The organism is Streptomyces sp. NPDC059455, assembly GCF_042750115.1.
GTDB classification, from domain to species: Bacteria; Actinomycetota; Actinomycetes; order Streptomycetales; family Streptomycetaceae; genus Streptomyces; species Streptomyces endocoffeicus.
In genome coordinates, this window is the sequence record NZ_JBHYVB010000102.1 from 1 (window position 1) to 13416 (window position 13416).

Consider the following 13416-nt stretch of genomic DNA (forward strand, 5'->3'; position numbering starts at 1 on the left):
CAGGCCATCCCCGGGGCCGCCCGCGCGGCGGTAGGCGGCGAGTTCGCCGCCGCCCGCGGCCACCGTCTCCAGGCAGCCGGTGGCGCCGCACGAACATCGTCCGTCGCCCGACTCGACCGCGATGTGCCCGAACTCGCCGGACAGGCCGTACGCCCCGCGGTGCAGGGCACCGGCCACCACCAGCCCGCCGCCCACACCGTGCGACAGCCGCAGATACAGCACGTCCTGACCGCCCGCCGCGGCGCCCCAGGTGGCCTCGGCGAGCGCGGCGAGCCGGGTGTTGTTGTCCACCAGCACCGGGGCCTCGAAGCGCTTGCGCAGCAGGGCGGGCAGATCGGCGGAGGGCCAGGGTTGCGCGGGCCCCGTGTCAGGCCCCGCGTCGGGGTCCTCGACCGGGCCGACGACACCCACGCCGATGGCGTTCAGCGCGCCCAGCCGCAGGGCGCCGTCGGCGAGCGTGCCGACCAGCCGCTCGGCCAGGGCGATCCGCTCCTCCCAGGGCAGCCCCGGATCGTGCGGTTCGCCGGCCGAACCGATCACCTCGTGGGCGACGTTGACCGCGGAGACATGCACCGCCCGGCGGGCGAAGTCGATACCGATGGCCTGGCCCGCGCTGGGGTTGAGCGTCAGCGCCTCCACCGGCCGCCCCCGCCTGCGCGGGGCCGTTCCGGGCGCCGTGGCGACCACGGCGCCGCTCTCGATCAGCTCGGTGACGATATCGCTCAAGGTGGTCCGGGAGAGCCCGCTGTGCTGCCCCAGTTCGGCCCGGCTGAGCGGGCCGTGTTTGCGCAACAGGTCGAGTACCAAGTCTTCGTGTCCCCGCCGTAGCCGGGCCAGGGGGCCGTCCTGATGGGGGTGCATGCCGACCAGCATGCGCACGCCAATCTATTTCGTCAACACCCCGGAATAAAAGAGGGTTCAGGCGTCGCGGACGCGGCGGAAACCGAGGTTGCCGGGGCGGCGCTCACCTTCCCCGCCCGGTGCCCGAACCCTCCACCAGCACGCCCCACCGCACCTGCTATAGCTGTTGGCTGACTCTTCTTCACGGCGACATCTCCCGCCGCCGTTCAAGGAATGCGATCATGCTGACCTGAGCATGCCAACCCCCCACCTTCCCGGTGTGCCGCCACGCCGCGGTCGTTCAGGAGGACCCAGTGAAGAAGAGTTCGCGGATCGGCAGAGTGTCCGCCATCCTCGGCAGCGCCATCGTGCTGGTCGTGGCCTTCCCGGGCAGTGCGCTCGCGGACCCGCCCAAGGCCCTGCCCGCCAACGCGGACGGCACGGAGCAGACGTTCCAGCCGGCCTTCGACTACGACACCGACGGCTGCTACCCCACGCCCGCCATCAGCCCCGACGGGACGATCGCGGGCGGGCTCAACCCGAGCGGCGCCCTCAACGGACAGTGCCACGACTCCTCGGACCTGGACAACACCAACAGTTACTCCCGCTCCAAGTGCAACAACGGCTGGTGCGCGATCATCTACGGCCTGTACTTCGAGAAGGACCAGGCCGTGGCCGGGAGCGGTCTCGGCGGCCACCGCCACGACTGGGAGCATGTCGTGGTGTGGGCGCAGGGCAACGAGGCCAAGTACGTCGCCACCTCGGCCCACGGCAACTTCAACATCTACAACCGGGACCAGATCCGCTGGGACGGCACCCACCCCAAGGTCGTGTACCACAAGGACGGCCTGAGCACCCACTGCTTCCGCCCGGCGAACTCCAACGACGAGCCGCCGGAGAACCACTACCACGCCTGGCAGTACCCCGCGCTGGTCGGCTGGAACGGCTACCCCGCCGGGCTGCGCGACAAGCTGAGCCAGGCCGACTTCGGCAGCGCCACCCTCGGCCTGAAGGACAGCACGCTCAACTCCCACCTCGCGAAGGCCAAGCCGTCCGACATCCCCTTCGACCCCAACGCGTGAGCGACCCCGCCCCGGCAGGCGACACGGCGTCAGCCCCCGCCTCCCGGGGCCGGGCGTAGCCCACCGGCCGGTTCAGCGGCCCGGCCACCGGCCCGGTCAGCGCCCCTGTCACCGGCTCAGTCGGCCCCCCGGTCAGCGCCGGGGAGGCCCGGCCGGGGGCGGCTCGACCTCGAGGTAGCGGTGGCGGCGCGGCCCCCGGTACTCCAGCGCCTCCCAGCCCAGCCGCCGCAGTACGGCCGCACAGTTCCGCAGCGCGTCCTCCGCCGCGTACCCGGCGCCACTTCCCGGCGGCCCCAGCCACTCGACCCGCACCACCCCGGTTCGCTCCGCCGCGCCGAGGCAGTATCCGGTCGCCGTACGGCGGCCCTCCGCGTCGACGGCCGACGGCGGAACACCGGCGGCCTCCAGCGCCAGGGCCACGGCCCGCACCGGTTGACGCCGCTCCCACTCGGCGGGCACCCCTTCGGGGCCCGCGGTATCGGCGTTCATCAGCCGGCGGATCTGCAGCAGCCCCTCGAACGCGGTCCGCACCGCGGCCTCGCGGCCCCGGTCGTCGCCGGCGGGGAGCTCCGCGGCGCCGGTGGCCACCTCGAACTCCGCCATTCCCTGCCCCCCTTAGGACCTGGCCTTCCGTGGCCTTCCGTGGCCTCTAGTGGCCCGGCCGCCCCGCTCAGCGCCGTCGTAGACGGTCGGCCTCGACCACGGCATCGGCGAAGGCTTCCGGAGCCTCCTGGGGCACATTGTGGCCGATGCCCTTCAGTGTCCGATGGGCGTACGAGCCCGAGAACTTGTCCCGGTACGCGGCACCGCCCCCGGGTGGGGTGAACGGATCGCGCCCGCCATCCAGCGTGACCGTGGGGACACCGATGACGGGACCCTTGGCCAGACGCCGCTCCAGACCGTCGTACCGGGGATCGCCCGCCGCGAGCCCCAGCCGCCAGCGATAGTTGTTTATCACGACGCGCACATAGTCCGGATTCCTGAAGGCGGCGGCGGTGCGCGCGAAGGTGGCGTCGTCGAAATGCCATGTCGGGGAGTTGAACCGCCAGACGAGCCGCGCCAGTTGGCGTCGGTAGTCGGGGTTCTCCAGTCCGAGCACACCCCTCTCGGTGGCGAAGTAGTACTGATACCACCAGGCCCATTCGACCTTCGGTGGCTGCGGCTGTCTGTTCGCCTTCCGGTTGGTGATCAGATAGCCGGTCACCGAGACCAGGGCCTTGCAGCGCTCCGGCCACAGCGCCGCGACGATGTCGGCCGTTCGCGAGCCCCAGTCGAATCCGGCGAGGATCGCCCGCTCGATCCCGAGGACGTCCATCAGGGCGATGAGATCGACGGCGAACACCGACTGCTGGCCGTCGCGGAACGTCCGGGGCGACAGAAAGCGCGTCGTTCCGTAGCCGCGCAGATAGGGGGCGATCACCCGATAGCCCTTGGCGGCCAGCAAGGGCGCCACCTCGGCATAGCTGTGGATGTCATAGGGCCAGCCGTGCAGCAGGACGACCGCGGGGCCATGGGCCGGACCGGCCTCGGCGTAGCCGACGTTCAGCACCCCGGCCCTGATCTGCCGCAGGGCGGCGAAGGACGGGGGTGGCCGCGCGGCCGACAACCCCTGCCCCGCCGAGTCCGACAGCATCCCCGCGGCCTCCGCCGAGCCGGTGGCGGCCCGGGTGGCGAGCGGTGCCCCGACCGCACCCGCACCCACGATCTTCCAGAAGCTGCGCCTGCTGAACATCCGCACCCACCCTCCACCAGTGCGAACCGCTCCCCGGCCCTGGTATCCACCATGGCGCACGCGGCTGCCCCTCGCACGCCGTGCGTCACCTGCCGGAGAGGTGACCGGAGGGGTGACCGGAGAGGTGATACGAGGTGGAGTGGATCGGTCTCCGCTCGGGTGGATCGGCTTCCGCTCGGGTGAATGGGTCTCTACTCGGGTGGATGGGTCTCTACTCGTACTCCTCCTCCTCGGCGAGCTCACGCTCCGCGGTCACCGCCATCCTGCGCTTGATCACGGCGGCCGCCGCCAGCGCGCTCGTGGTGAACGCCGTCGCGATCAGCCATGGCCGGTCCAGCACATGGCAGGTGAGGTGGTCGAGGGAGTAGCGGCCGGGCCCCGAGATCCCGAGCGCCGCCGCCGAGCACCCCAGCAGGGCCGGGAACTCATAACCTCCGGACTGGGCGAAGAACCCGGCCGGCGCGTTCACCGACACCGCCCCCGCCATCGTCCCCGCGGCCGCCGCCCCGGCCGCCGGAGTGGCGAACCCGAGCGCGAGCAGCAGCCCGCCGCCCGCCTCGCCCAGCCCGGCCACCACGGCGCTGACCAGCCCCGGACGGAAGCCCATCGCCTCCATGACCTCGGCGGTACGGTCCAGACCGTCGCCCCCGCACCAGCCGAAGAGTTTCTGCGTGCCGTGCGCGACCAGCACCCCGCCCACGCCGAGGCGCAGGGCGAGCAGTCCGAGGTCCTTGCGGTGGGGCATGGGGTCCATGGGGTCTCCTCCGCTCCGGGGCATGGTGTCTCCTCCGCTCCCGTACGGGCACACCACGGGCGGCCGCCCGGCGTCTCACCCAGTCTCGGTACGCCTCCCGGGCCCCGCCGTCGCTGCTACGCCATCGGAGTGCATCAGCTCCGTCGTGGTGACCGCGCGCAGACCGCGTCGGCGCAGACCGTCGAGGACCGCGGGCAGCGCGGTCAGGGTCCCGGAGTGGCCGAAGTGCAGACTGACCACCGAACCGGCGCGGACCTGGCCGAGGACCGCCTCCCGCACCGCGTCCGGCCCCGGGTCCTGGAAGTCGAGGGAGTCCACGTCGTAGGAGAGGACGTGCGGGTATCCGGCTCGGGCCGCGAGACGGGTCACGAGGTCCGTGGCGGTCCGGGCCCGCGACGGCCGGAACCAGCTGCCGATGGTCCCGGTGAGGCGGCGCAGCCGGTCGGCGCACTCGGCGATCTCCGCGTACGCCTCGTCGGCGGGCAGGGCGCACACGGCGCGGTGCCGCATGGTGTGGTTGCCCAGCTCATGGCCGCCGTCCAGGACCCGCCGGGCCATCTCCGGGTGCTCGTCCAGCCAGGTGCCGACGGCGAGGACGGTGACACGGGCCCCCGCCCGCTCGGCCTCGGACAGCAGTGAGCGGGCGAGCTCCGCGTCGCCCTGGCCGTGGAAGGTGAGGGCCACCGCGCTTCCACCGCGCGGCCCGTGGGCGATCCGCGGTGGCAGCCCGGGGAAGCGCACCGGTCCGCGTGGCGCGTGCCCGGCGGGCGTGGCCCGGTCCGAGGCCGCGCCGGAGGAGGGCGCCTCGGTGGGACCGGCCGGCCGGGGCGACGAGGAGTCGGCGTGATGGCCGCAGCCGACGCCGCACGTCGTGGCCGCCACGGCACCGCTCGCGGACCGCAGGACATCACGGCGGGAGGGAGAGGACACCTGAAGCATGAGAACACGCCCCGGCCGATATCCGGCGATTCCTCTCCGGTGCGGGGTGTTTTTCCGTCGATCGCCTCGCACGGGCTCGCACCGGGGCCCGGGGCCCGGGGCGCGTCGGCGGAGCCCGTCGGCACGCATGGCACGCTGGGCCTTTGCCCGTTTGTGCACCACCGAGGAGACGAGCCATCGTGCCGCAGAACCACCCACCGGAGTCCATCGCCGAGTCGGCGGTGCTCACCGAGGAGCGACGACTCCACAAGGACCTCGGATTCTGGGCCCTGACCGCGATCGGGTTCTCCAACATCCTGGGGTCCGGGTGGCTGTTCGCGGCCCTGTACGCCGCCCAGACCGCCGGTCCCGCCGCCCTGCTGTCCTGGATCGCGGCGGGTGTGCTGTGTGCCCTGATCGCGCTGGTCATGGTGGAGCTCGGCGCCACCCGCCCGGAGGGCGGCGGCACCGTGCGCTGGCCGCTGTACGCCAGCGGACGGCTGGTCGGCACGATGATCGGCTGGTCGGTGCTGCTCTCGGTGGGCGGTACGGCGGCCGAGATCAGCGCGATCATGCAGTACGCCGCCCACTATCTGCCGGGGCTCTACAACGGCGGCACCCTGAGCGCCTCGGGCCTCGCGGTGGCCGTCGCGCTCAGTGTCGTGCTGACGGCGTGCAACTGGTTCGCCGTACGGATATTCGCCCGGCTGAACAACCTGATCTCGGTGTTCAAGGTCGTCGTCCCCATCCTCACCATCGTCGCGCTGTTCCTGTCCGGCACCCACTCCGGGCGCCTCACCGATCACGGCGGTTTCGCCCCGTACGGCTACGCGGCCTGCCTGACCGCGCTCGCCGGCGGCGGCATCGTGTACTCCGTCAACGGCTTCCAGGCCCCTCTCGACTTCTCCGGTGAGGCCCGCAATCCGCGCCGTACCGTACCGGCCGCGGTGCTCACCGGCATCGGCCTCGCCGTGCTGGTCTACCTCGGGCTCCAGCTGGCGTTCCTCTACACGGTGCCCGAGTCGCTGCTGGGCCACGGCTGGAAGGGAGTCGACTTCGAGTCGCCCTTCGGACAGCTCGCCCTGGTGCTCAACCTCCACTGGCTGGCCACGCTGCTCTACGCCGACGCGGTGATCTCACCGGGCGGATCGGCCTATGTGGGCGTGGCCATCGACGCTCGCCATACGTACGCCCTGGCCAAGAACGGTCTGCTGCCCCGCTTCTTCATGCGCATCCACCCCTGGTCCGGGGTGGCGCGCCGGGCGCTGCTGCTCAACCTCGCGGTCATCGTCGTCTTCATGCTGCCGTTCGGCGGCTGGCAGGACATCGTGAGCGTGATGGGCGACATGTACTTGTTGATCTACGCGGCCTCGGCGGTGGCCGTCGCGGCGTTCCGGGCACACGACCGCGAGCGCGGAGTGGCGCGGACCGAGGGCCAGGTGCCGGGGGTGCGCTGGATCGCACCGGTGAGCTTCGTGGTGGCCAGCGAGTTCGTCTACTGGTCCGGCTGGCACGATCTGCGGCTCGCGCTGCCCTTCGTCCTGGTCGGCGCGGTGTTGTTCCTGCTGCAGCGCCGCGAGGACGGAGGCGCGCCGCTGGGGGAGGAGTTGCGGCGCGGCGCCTGGCTGGTCTTCCATCTGGCCGCGCTGACCGTGCTGTCGTGGCTGGGCACCTTCGGTGGTTCCGGCCGTCTCCCGGCGCCGTACGACACCGTGACGGTGGGCGTTCTCGCGCTCGCCGTGTTCCTGTGGGCGGTCCGCGCGGGCGCCCAGCACCTGCGCACCTCGCGGCTCAGCGCAGCGTCGCCGTGAAGCTCCGGCCGTAGGCGTGCCGGGTGGTGACGACGATCCGGGTGCCGCCGGGGACCCGGCCCACCCGGACACCGTCGTCCACCGCCACGGCCCTCATCCTCCGGCCCCGGACGACCACCGAGACCGTGTCGCGCTCGGTGGTCGGATCGGACACCGCGACCGCCACATCGCCGTCCCGCGTCTCCCGCAGGATCACCGAGCCGGGCCCGCGCACCGACAGCCGTCCGGCGTGGTGGCCGCCGGGGGTGAAGGCGTTGAGCGCGGTGATCCGCAGGCCCCGGTGGGCCACGGCCTGGAGCCGGGTGGTGTTGGCCAGGACGGCGAGCGGACGGCGGGCGTAGCCGCCCAGTTGGCGCTCGGTGGCATTCGGGACGAGGGCGTACGCCATCGAGGTGTGCGGCGCGCCCGCCGCCCGCTCCACCGTGACGGCGAAGAGCTGTTTGGTCACCGGGGTGTCGGGGTTGGCGAGGCGGACCGCGCGGCGGCTGCGGGTGACGGTGTCCAGCGTGACGGTGGAGGGTGGGCCGTCGAGGAAGACATATCCGACCGAGGCGGCCCGGGTGGCATTGGCGTAGCGCAGCCATGCGAGTGAGGCGGTGCCGGTGCCGGACCAGGGCGCACCGCCGCGGAGCCGCCCGGTGAGGGTGAGGGTGTCCGAGGGGGCGGCGATCCGGGTGTCGAGGGTGGTCGTCACCGCGCGGCCGGTGGCATCGCCGACCCCCGCGGCCAGTACCACGATCTCGTCGTCGAACAGGAACCACGACTTGGTGGCGTCGGCGTTGCGGTACACCACGAAGTCCTCGGGCAGGTCGCCCGCCCGCTTCGCGGCGTACGCCACGTCGTCGGACTGGACGAGCCCGGCCACCCCGTACGGCCCCAGGGCGGCGCCACCGGAGAACGGGTGGGTGCTCCGGGGGAAGTAGACATAGGTGTTCTGCGCCTCCGAGGAGGAGGTGAAGCCACGCTCGGGGTTGTCGTACCAGAGCGTGCCGTACAGCTCGGGGATCGTGCGGCGCGTCTCCACGGGGGCGGTGACACCGGCGAGGTGCTGGGGCGGGACGGTGGTGAGGTAGTCGATGCCGAACGCCTGGGTCTGGTCCTGGCCGGACAGATACAGATGGTGGGCGCCGTCCCCCTGGAACCAGGGCATCAGGTTCTCCCCGCTCATGTACTCGTATCGGCTGATCCTGGACGAGCTCCGGGCCAGGGCGAAGGCGTAGCCGGGGCGCCGGTGGACGGTTCTGTCCATCGCGTTGAACGCCACATGGCGCTCGGCGGGCCCGAGGTCGTTCGCCGGGATGGAGGAGTCGGCGAGGATGTCGGCGTAGGCCGCGATGCTCACCGGGGACACGAACGCCGAAGGGTCGAGCGTGGCCTTCGAGGTCCGCCGCAGATACGCCACATAGCCCTTGAGCGCCGTGGCGTCGGCGCCGGTGGCATGGGCGGAGAGGCCCACCACGGCCTCCACCACCTCGGCCGCGTCGGCGTACCCCGTGGCCGGCCGGGACACCCCGCGCCCTTTGACGATCTCCATCAGCCAGCCCTCGAAGATCAGCGGCGCGAAGCCGTCCACCACCCACCCCCGCACGACGCGGATCAGCCGGTCGTCGGTCGTGTAGCCGGTGCCGTCGAGCATCTTGACGCTCTGCACCACGCGGGTGAGCAGGCCCTTGCCGTAGGAGCCCGTGTAGGCCACGGACGCGTGCTGGATGAAGGAACCGTCGGCGTAGAAGCCGTCGGTGACCCCGTGCCGCAGCTCGTACGGGTCGATGGTGGCCAGGATGGTCAGCTGGTCGGCGAGGGCCTTGGTGATCCGGGCGTCATCGCCGAGGACGGCGCCCTGGAGGACGCGGTTGGTGGTGATGTCGGCGAGGTTGGCGCCGGTGTGGAAGCGCGAGTCGAGGTCGACGTCGCCGTCCTTGCCGTTGCGCAGGTACGCGTCCATCGAGGCCACGTAGGTGGCGGCGAGATCGGGCCGGTAGGCGGCGAGTTCGTCCGCGAGCAGCGCCAGCATCTTGCTGACGTGGGTGGAGATGCCGATCTCCCAGGTGAACCAGTTGCCGTAGTAGCCCTTCGACTGATCGCCGTAGTAGTGCTCGTGGAGCCATATCAGGCCGTCGATGACGCGCCGCTGGACACCGGTGTTGCCGTGGAGTCCGGACGGTGTGCCGCCGTCCGGGGTGCGGGTGGCGAGGGCGATCTCGTAGAGGTACTGGAACGAGGTGACCAGGTTGGGATCGCTGGTGCCCAGGGCGAGGCCCTGGAAGAGCTCGCCCTGCCCGGCGCGGTCCATCGCGGTGAGCCGGGAGCGGGCGGTCGCGGCGATGGAGGTGAGTTTGGCGCGTACCTCGGGGCGGGCGTTGGTCTCCCGCGTGCCGGCGAAGACGGCCACGGTGTTGTCGATCAGCCGGGTGTGAGCGGCACCGGTCGCTTCACCGGCCGCGGGTCCCGCGGCCCGTGCGCGCAGTGGCAGGGCCATGGCCGCCAGCGCGGCTGCCGGGAGCGTGGAGACGAGAGCACGACGCGAGAGAGGCACGGGCACGCTCCAACGGTCTACGGGGTCCGATGGGGAACCGCCGGACCATTGAAGCAACCCCGGCTTCGCCTGTCACGGGGCCGGAATGGGGCTGGAACCGGGCGCGCGTGGGCCGATTTATGTCGCCAATATGGGCAACGAAATCGTTGACAATCTTGTTGGCCTAGATTTACCTTCGACAGGCACTCACTCAGGGAGGGCATCGATGCCGAAGGAAGCTCGTCCAGGCACCGGAGAGCAGGCCAAGCAGCATGCGTTGGAGCAGCTGAGGCAGGCGATTTTGCGCGGGGAGATGGCGCCGGCCCAGCGGCTGGTGGAGAACGAACTCGCCGAGCAATTCGGTGTGACCCGGGCGAGCATCCGCGCGGCGCTGATCGATCTGGCCTCCGAGGGTCTGGTCGAGCGGATCCGTAACCGTGGCTCACGGGTGCGGGTGGTGAGCGTGGAGGAGGCCGTGGCCATCACGGAATGCCGCATGGTCCTGGAAGGGCTGTGCGCGGCCAAGGCGGCCGTCGAGGCAACCGAGGAGCAGCTGACCGAGCTGGCCGACCTCGGCACGGCGATGTCCAAGGCGGTCGCCGACGGCGAACCGCTGACCTACTCCGACCTCAACCACCAACTGCACGCCCGTATCCGGGAGTTCTCCGGTCAGCAGGTGGCAGTGGAGCTGCTGGAGCGGCTCAACGCACAGCTGGTGCGCCATCGGTTCCAGCTCGCGCTGCGGCCGGGGCGTCCCCAGCGGTCCCTGGGTGAACACCTGGCCGTGATCGAGGCGATCAGGGCCAGGGACCCACAGGCGGCCGAAGCGGCCGTCCGTGCCCACCTCGCCAGTGTGATCGACGCGTTGAGCGAATGACGCGGGGCTCGCGCCGCGGGGTGGGTCACCGACCTGTCCAGCAAGGAGATATCAGAAATGACGCACGGTAGCGCGGGTGCCGCGCCCGCCGCCGCACGGCCGAGCGGTGTGATCGTCACCGACCCGCCACGCGCCGGGGCCGAGCATGTGGAGGCCCTGCGGGGGTACGGCGTGGCCACGGTGCACGAGGCCATGGGCCGTACCGGATGCCTCGCCCCGGGGCTGCGCCCCGTCCAGCAGGACGTGCGCATCGCGGGCACCGCGGTCACGGCGCTGTGCTGGCCCGGCGACAACCTGATGATCCATGCCGCGGTCGAGCAGTGTGCCGAGGGTGACATCCTCGTCGTCGCCACCACATCGCCGTCCACGGACGGCATGTTCGGCGAGCTCTTCGCCACCGCGCTCCAGCACCGCGGGATCCGTGGCCTGGTCATCGACGCCGGGGTGCGCGACACCGCCGAGCTGCGCGCGATGGGCTTCCCCGTGTGGTCGGCCGCCGTGTGCGCGCAGGGCACCGTCAAGGCCACGGCCGGATCCGTCAATGTGCCCGTGGTGGTGGGCGGGCAGTGCATACGCCCCGGCGATGTGATCCTCGCCGACGACGACGGGGTGATGTGCGTACCGCGCCAGTCCGCCGCCACCGCCGTCGAGGCGGCCGAGGCGCGCACCGCGAAGGAGGAGGCGACCCGGGCAGCCTTCGCCGAGGGCCAACTGGGCCTGGACCGCTATGGGTTGCGGGAGACGCTGGCCCGGCTCGGGGTCCGGTACCAGCCGTACGCCGAGTACGCCCAGGACGTCCGCGGCGGGGCCGTCTCATGAGCGGGCCGGAGGGCGTGCGCTGCATGCTGATGCGCGGCGGCACCTCCAAGGGCGCCTACTTCCTCGCGGAGGACCTGCCGTCCGACCCCGCCGCCCGGGACGATCTGCTGCTGCGGATCATGGGCAGTCCCGATCCGCGGCAGATCGACGGTCTCGGCGGAGCGCACCCCCTCACCAGCAAGGTGGCCGTGGTCTCCGCCGCCCAGGACCCGGGCACCGATGTCGACTATCTGTTCCTTCAGCTCGGCGTGGACAAGGCCGAGGTCTCCGACCGGCAGAACTGCGGCAACCTCCTGGCCGGAGTCGGCCCCTTCGCCGTGGAACGGGGCCTGGTCGCCGCCCGGGACGGGCGGACACCGGTACGGATCAGGATGGTCAACAGCGGTGACCACGCCACCGTGACCGTCTCCACCCCGGACCGGCGCGTCGACTACACCGGCTCGGCCGAGATCGCGGGAGTCCCGGGCTCCGCCGCCCCGATGGTGATCGGCTTCGAGCAGGGCGGCGGCCCGCTGCTGCCCACCGGCCACGCCCGCGACCTCATCCACGGCACCCCGGTGACCTGCGTGGACAACGGCATGCCGACCGTGCTCATCGCCGCGTCCGCCCTGGACGTCACCGGCCATGAGGACCCCGGAGAACTGGAGGCGAACGCGGCGCTCGGCGCCCGGCTCCAGGAGATCCGGCGGGAGGCGGGCCGGTTGATGGGCCTGGGCGATGTGAGTGCCACGACCGTGCCCAAGCTCAGCCTGCTGTCCCCGCCCGCACACGGTGGCACCGTGATGACCCGCACCTTCATCCCGGTCCGCTGCCACACGGCGATCGGCGTCCTGGGAGCCGCCAGTGTCGCCGCCGGGCTGTGCGTCGAGGGAAACGTCGGCGAGGACGTGGCCCGGCTCCCGGCGACGGGGGAGCGGCTGCGCATCGAACACCCCACCGGCTTCCTGGACATCGACACGTCCGTGGACCACGGCGCCACTCCGGTGGCGCGAGGAACGGCCGTCGTACGCACCGCACGGAAGATCTTCGACGGCACGGTCTTTCCCCGTCCCGCCTGATCCGGCGCCCGCCCCGTCCCGCCTGATCCGGCGCCCGGTTCCGCGCCCGCACCACCCCTCTTCTCCTGCTACGGCACCACCATGCCTTCCCCCTGCCCACTCGACTCAAGGAGTTGCCGATGACCCCGCCGCTCGGGGACATCGCCCACCTCGGGCATGTCGAACTGCTCACCCCCGACCCCGACCGCAGCCTGTGGTTCTTCACCACCATCCTCGGGCTGACCGAGAACGAGGGCAGCCGGAATACGCCGGACCCCGACGGCGAGCGGCGGGGTCGCGCTCCGCGACGTGCCGAGCGACAGCGTCGACGCCGGGGCGGGCGTACCGCTCCAGGGAGCATACGGAGGCGTGGCGGCAGCGGGCCAAGAGCATAGGGGTGGAGGTGCCGCCCTCGGCGTCGTGCGTCAGGGTGCTGTGGCGGATCCGGTGCAGCGTCCAGCCGTCCAGGTCCTCGATGTCATCCGGGGAGGCGAGTGGGTTGGCCAGCAACCGGGTGTTCTCCTTGAAGATCTCCTCAGCCCGCCGATAGGACAGCCGGGCCCGGCCGGTCTCCGGGCACACGTCCAGCGTCGGCGTTCCGGCCGGGGCCTTGCGGCTGGTGAGGAACAGCGGGCCGTGGGTACGGCGGGCGATCAGGCGGGGCAGCAACTGAGCGGTGCCGGACTGCCAATGGATCCACTCGGTCGCTCCGCCCTTGGCGGTGATCTTGCCGCGCTTGTCCTGCGGGTAGAGGTCCTCCACGTTCAGGCACAGCACCTCGTCGGCCCGTGCCGCCGATTCGTAGAGCATCTTCCAGAACGTCTTCTCCCGCAGGGCGACGTCCAGGCGCCACAGGGCCGCGATCTGGTTTTCCGCGAGGGCCTTGGTGCGGTCCGGCGGAGCCGGGGGGCCGGCGGTTGGGGGTGGGGGGGGGGCGTTCTTTTAAGCCGGTGGGGGGCCCCCCCCCGAGCGCCGTGGCGCGCGGGGCCCGCGCCCCGGGGGTGGGGGGGGGCGGCTAGCCCACACCCGCG

General features: G+C 72.0%; 12 protein-coding genes. 5 read left to right on the plus strand and 7 right to left on the minus strand.

What is annotated here, in order from left to right; genetic code table 11:
• Window positions 1-873 (minus strand): ROK family protein (locus ACFXB5_RS30830; RefSeq protein ID WP_385213869.1); only part of this gene is annotated, 873 nt, incomplete at its 3' end.
• 281 nt (window positions 874-1154) lie between these two features.
• Between ACFXB5_RS30830 and ACFXB5_RS30835 the strand changes: the two genes are divergently transcribed.
• Entirely contained in the window at window positions 1155-1922 is a 768-nt protein-coding gene (locus ACFXB5_RS30835) for an NPP1 family protein (RefSeq protein ID WP_385213808.1), read from the plus strand.
• A gap of 132 nt (window positions 1923-2054) precedes the next feature.
• On the opposite strand, the gene ACFXB5_RS30840 is transcribed toward ACFXB5_RS30835, so the two are convergent.
• From ACFXB5_RS30840 to ACFXB5_RS30855, 4 genes are all read right to left on the minus strand, one after another.
• Complete coding sequence (locus ACFXB5_RS30840) at window positions 2055-2525, minus strand: hypothetical protein (protein ID WP_385213811.1); 471 nt, start codon at window positions 2523-2525, stop codon at window positions 2055-2057.
• A 67-nt stretch (window positions 2526-2592) separates the two neighbouring features.
• Window positions 2593-3654 (minus strand): alpha/beta fold hydrolase, encoded by a 1062-nt coding sequence (locus ACFXB5_RS30845; RefSeq protein ID WP_385213813.1) that lies wholly within the window; start codon window positions 3652-3654, stop codon window positions 2593-2595.
• A gap of 211 nt (window positions 3655-3865) precedes the next feature.
• Window positions 3866-4399 (minus strand): DoxX family protein, encoded by a 534-nt coding sequence (locus ACFXB5_RS30850; protein WP_385213871.1) that lies wholly within the window; start codon window positions 4397-4399, stop codon window positions 3866-3868.
• 84 nt (window positions 4400-4483) lie between these two features.
• The gene (locus ACFXB5_RS30855) at window positions 4484-5347 is read right to left on the minus strand and encodes a polysaccharide deacetylase family protein (RefSeq protein ID WP_385213816.1); all 864 of its coding nucleotides are present in this window, start codon (window positions 5345-5347) and stop codon (window positions 4484-4486) included.
• Window positions 5348-5526: 179 nt separating this feature from the next.
• Here ACFXB5_RS30855 and ACFXB5_RS30860 point away from each other — a divergent pair, with 179 nt between their 5' ends.
• Window positions 5527-7137: an APC family permease gene (locus ACFXB5_RS30860; RefSeq protein WP_385213817.1), complete on the plus strand. Its 1611-nt coding sequence runs from the start codon at window positions 5527-5529 to the stop codon at window positions 7135-7137.
• Here ACFXB5_RS30860 and ACFXB5_RS30865 read toward each other — a convergent pair.
• A complete protein-coding gene (locus ACFXB5_RS30865; RefSeq protein WP_385213874.1) occupies window positions 7118-9673 on the minus strand; it encodes a polysaccharide lyase family 8 super-sandwich domain-containing protein in 2556 nt (851 codons plus the stop codon). The two genes, ACFXB5_RS30860 and ACFXB5_RS30865, sit on opposite strands and share 20 nt — an antisense overlap.
• Window positions 9674-9878: 205 nt before the next feature.
• Between ACFXB5_RS30865 and ACFXB5_RS30870 the strand changes: the two genes are divergently transcribed.
• From ACFXB5_RS30870 to ACFXB5_RS30880, 3 genes are read left to right on the plus strand one after another with little or no spacing between them, the layout of a single operon-like run.
• On the plus strand, window positions 9879-10529 hold the full coding sequence (locus tag ACFXB5_RS30870; RefSeq protein WP_385213819.1) for a GntR family transcriptional regulator: 651 nt from the start codon (window positions 9879-9881) through the stop codon (window positions 10527-10529).
• A gap of 57 nt (window positions 10530-10586) precedes the next feature.
• Window positions 10587-11348 carry a 4-carboxy-4-hydroxy-2-oxoadipate aldolase/oxaloacetate decarboxylase gene (locus tag ACFXB5_RS30875; RefSeq protein ID WP_385213822.1) on the plus strand — a complete coding sequence of 254 codons (762 nt, stop codon included), beginning with the start codon at window positions 10587-10589 and terminating at the stop codon, window positions 11346-11348.
• Window positions 11345-12406: a 4-oxalomesaconate tautomerase gene (locus tag ACFXB5_RS30880; protein WP_385213825.1), complete on the plus strand. Its 1062-nt coding sequence runs from the start codon at window positions 11345-11347 to the stop codon at window positions 12404-12406. Before ACFXB5_RS30875 ends, ACFXB5_RS30880 begins: the two co-directional genes overlap by 4 nt.
• Before the next feature lie 201 nt (window positions 12407-12607).
• Here the strand turns inward: ACFXB5_RS30880 and ACFXB5_RS30885 are convergent, their stop codons facing one another.
• Window positions 12608-13249, minus strand: coding sequence for a site-specific integrase (locus tag ACFXB5_RS30885; RefSeq protein WP_385213876.1), 642 nt, complete (start codon window positions 13247-13249; stop codon window positions 12608-12610).
• Window positions 13250-13416 lie beyond the last annotated feature (167 nt).

Bases quoted from the DNA above. Each gene is read 5' to 3' on its own strand.
- ACFXB5_RS30840 (WP_385213811.1), bottom strand. From the start codon at position 2,525: ATGGCGGAGTTCGAGGTGGCCACCGGCGCCGCGGAGCTCCCCGCCGGC.
- ACFXB5_RS30845 (WP_385213813.1), bottom strand. From the start codon at position 3,654: ATGTTCAGCAGGCGCAGCTTCTGGAAGATCGTGGGTGCGGGTGCGGTC.
- ACFXB5_RS30850 (WP_385213871.1), bottom strand. From the start codon at position 4,399: ATGCCCCACCGCAAGGACCTCGGACTGCTCGCCCTGCGCCTCGGCGTG.
- ACFXB5_RS30855 (WP_385213816.1), bottom strand. From the start codon at position 5,347: ATGCTTCAGGTGTCCTCTCCCTCCCGCCGTGATGTCCTGCGGTCCGCG.
- ACFXB5_RS30870 (WP_385213819.1), top strand. From the start codon at position 9,879: ATGCCGAAGGAAGCTCGTCCAGGCACCGGAGAGCAGGCCAAGCAGCAT.
- ACFXB5_RS30875 (WP_385213822.1), top strand. From the start codon at position 10,587: ATGACGCACGGTAGCGCGGGTGCCGCGCCCGCCGCCGCACGGCCGAGC.
- ACFXB5_RS30880 (WP_385213825.1), top strand. From the start codon at position 11,345: ATGAGCGGGCCGGAGGGCGTGCGCTGCATGCTGATGCGCGGCGGCACC.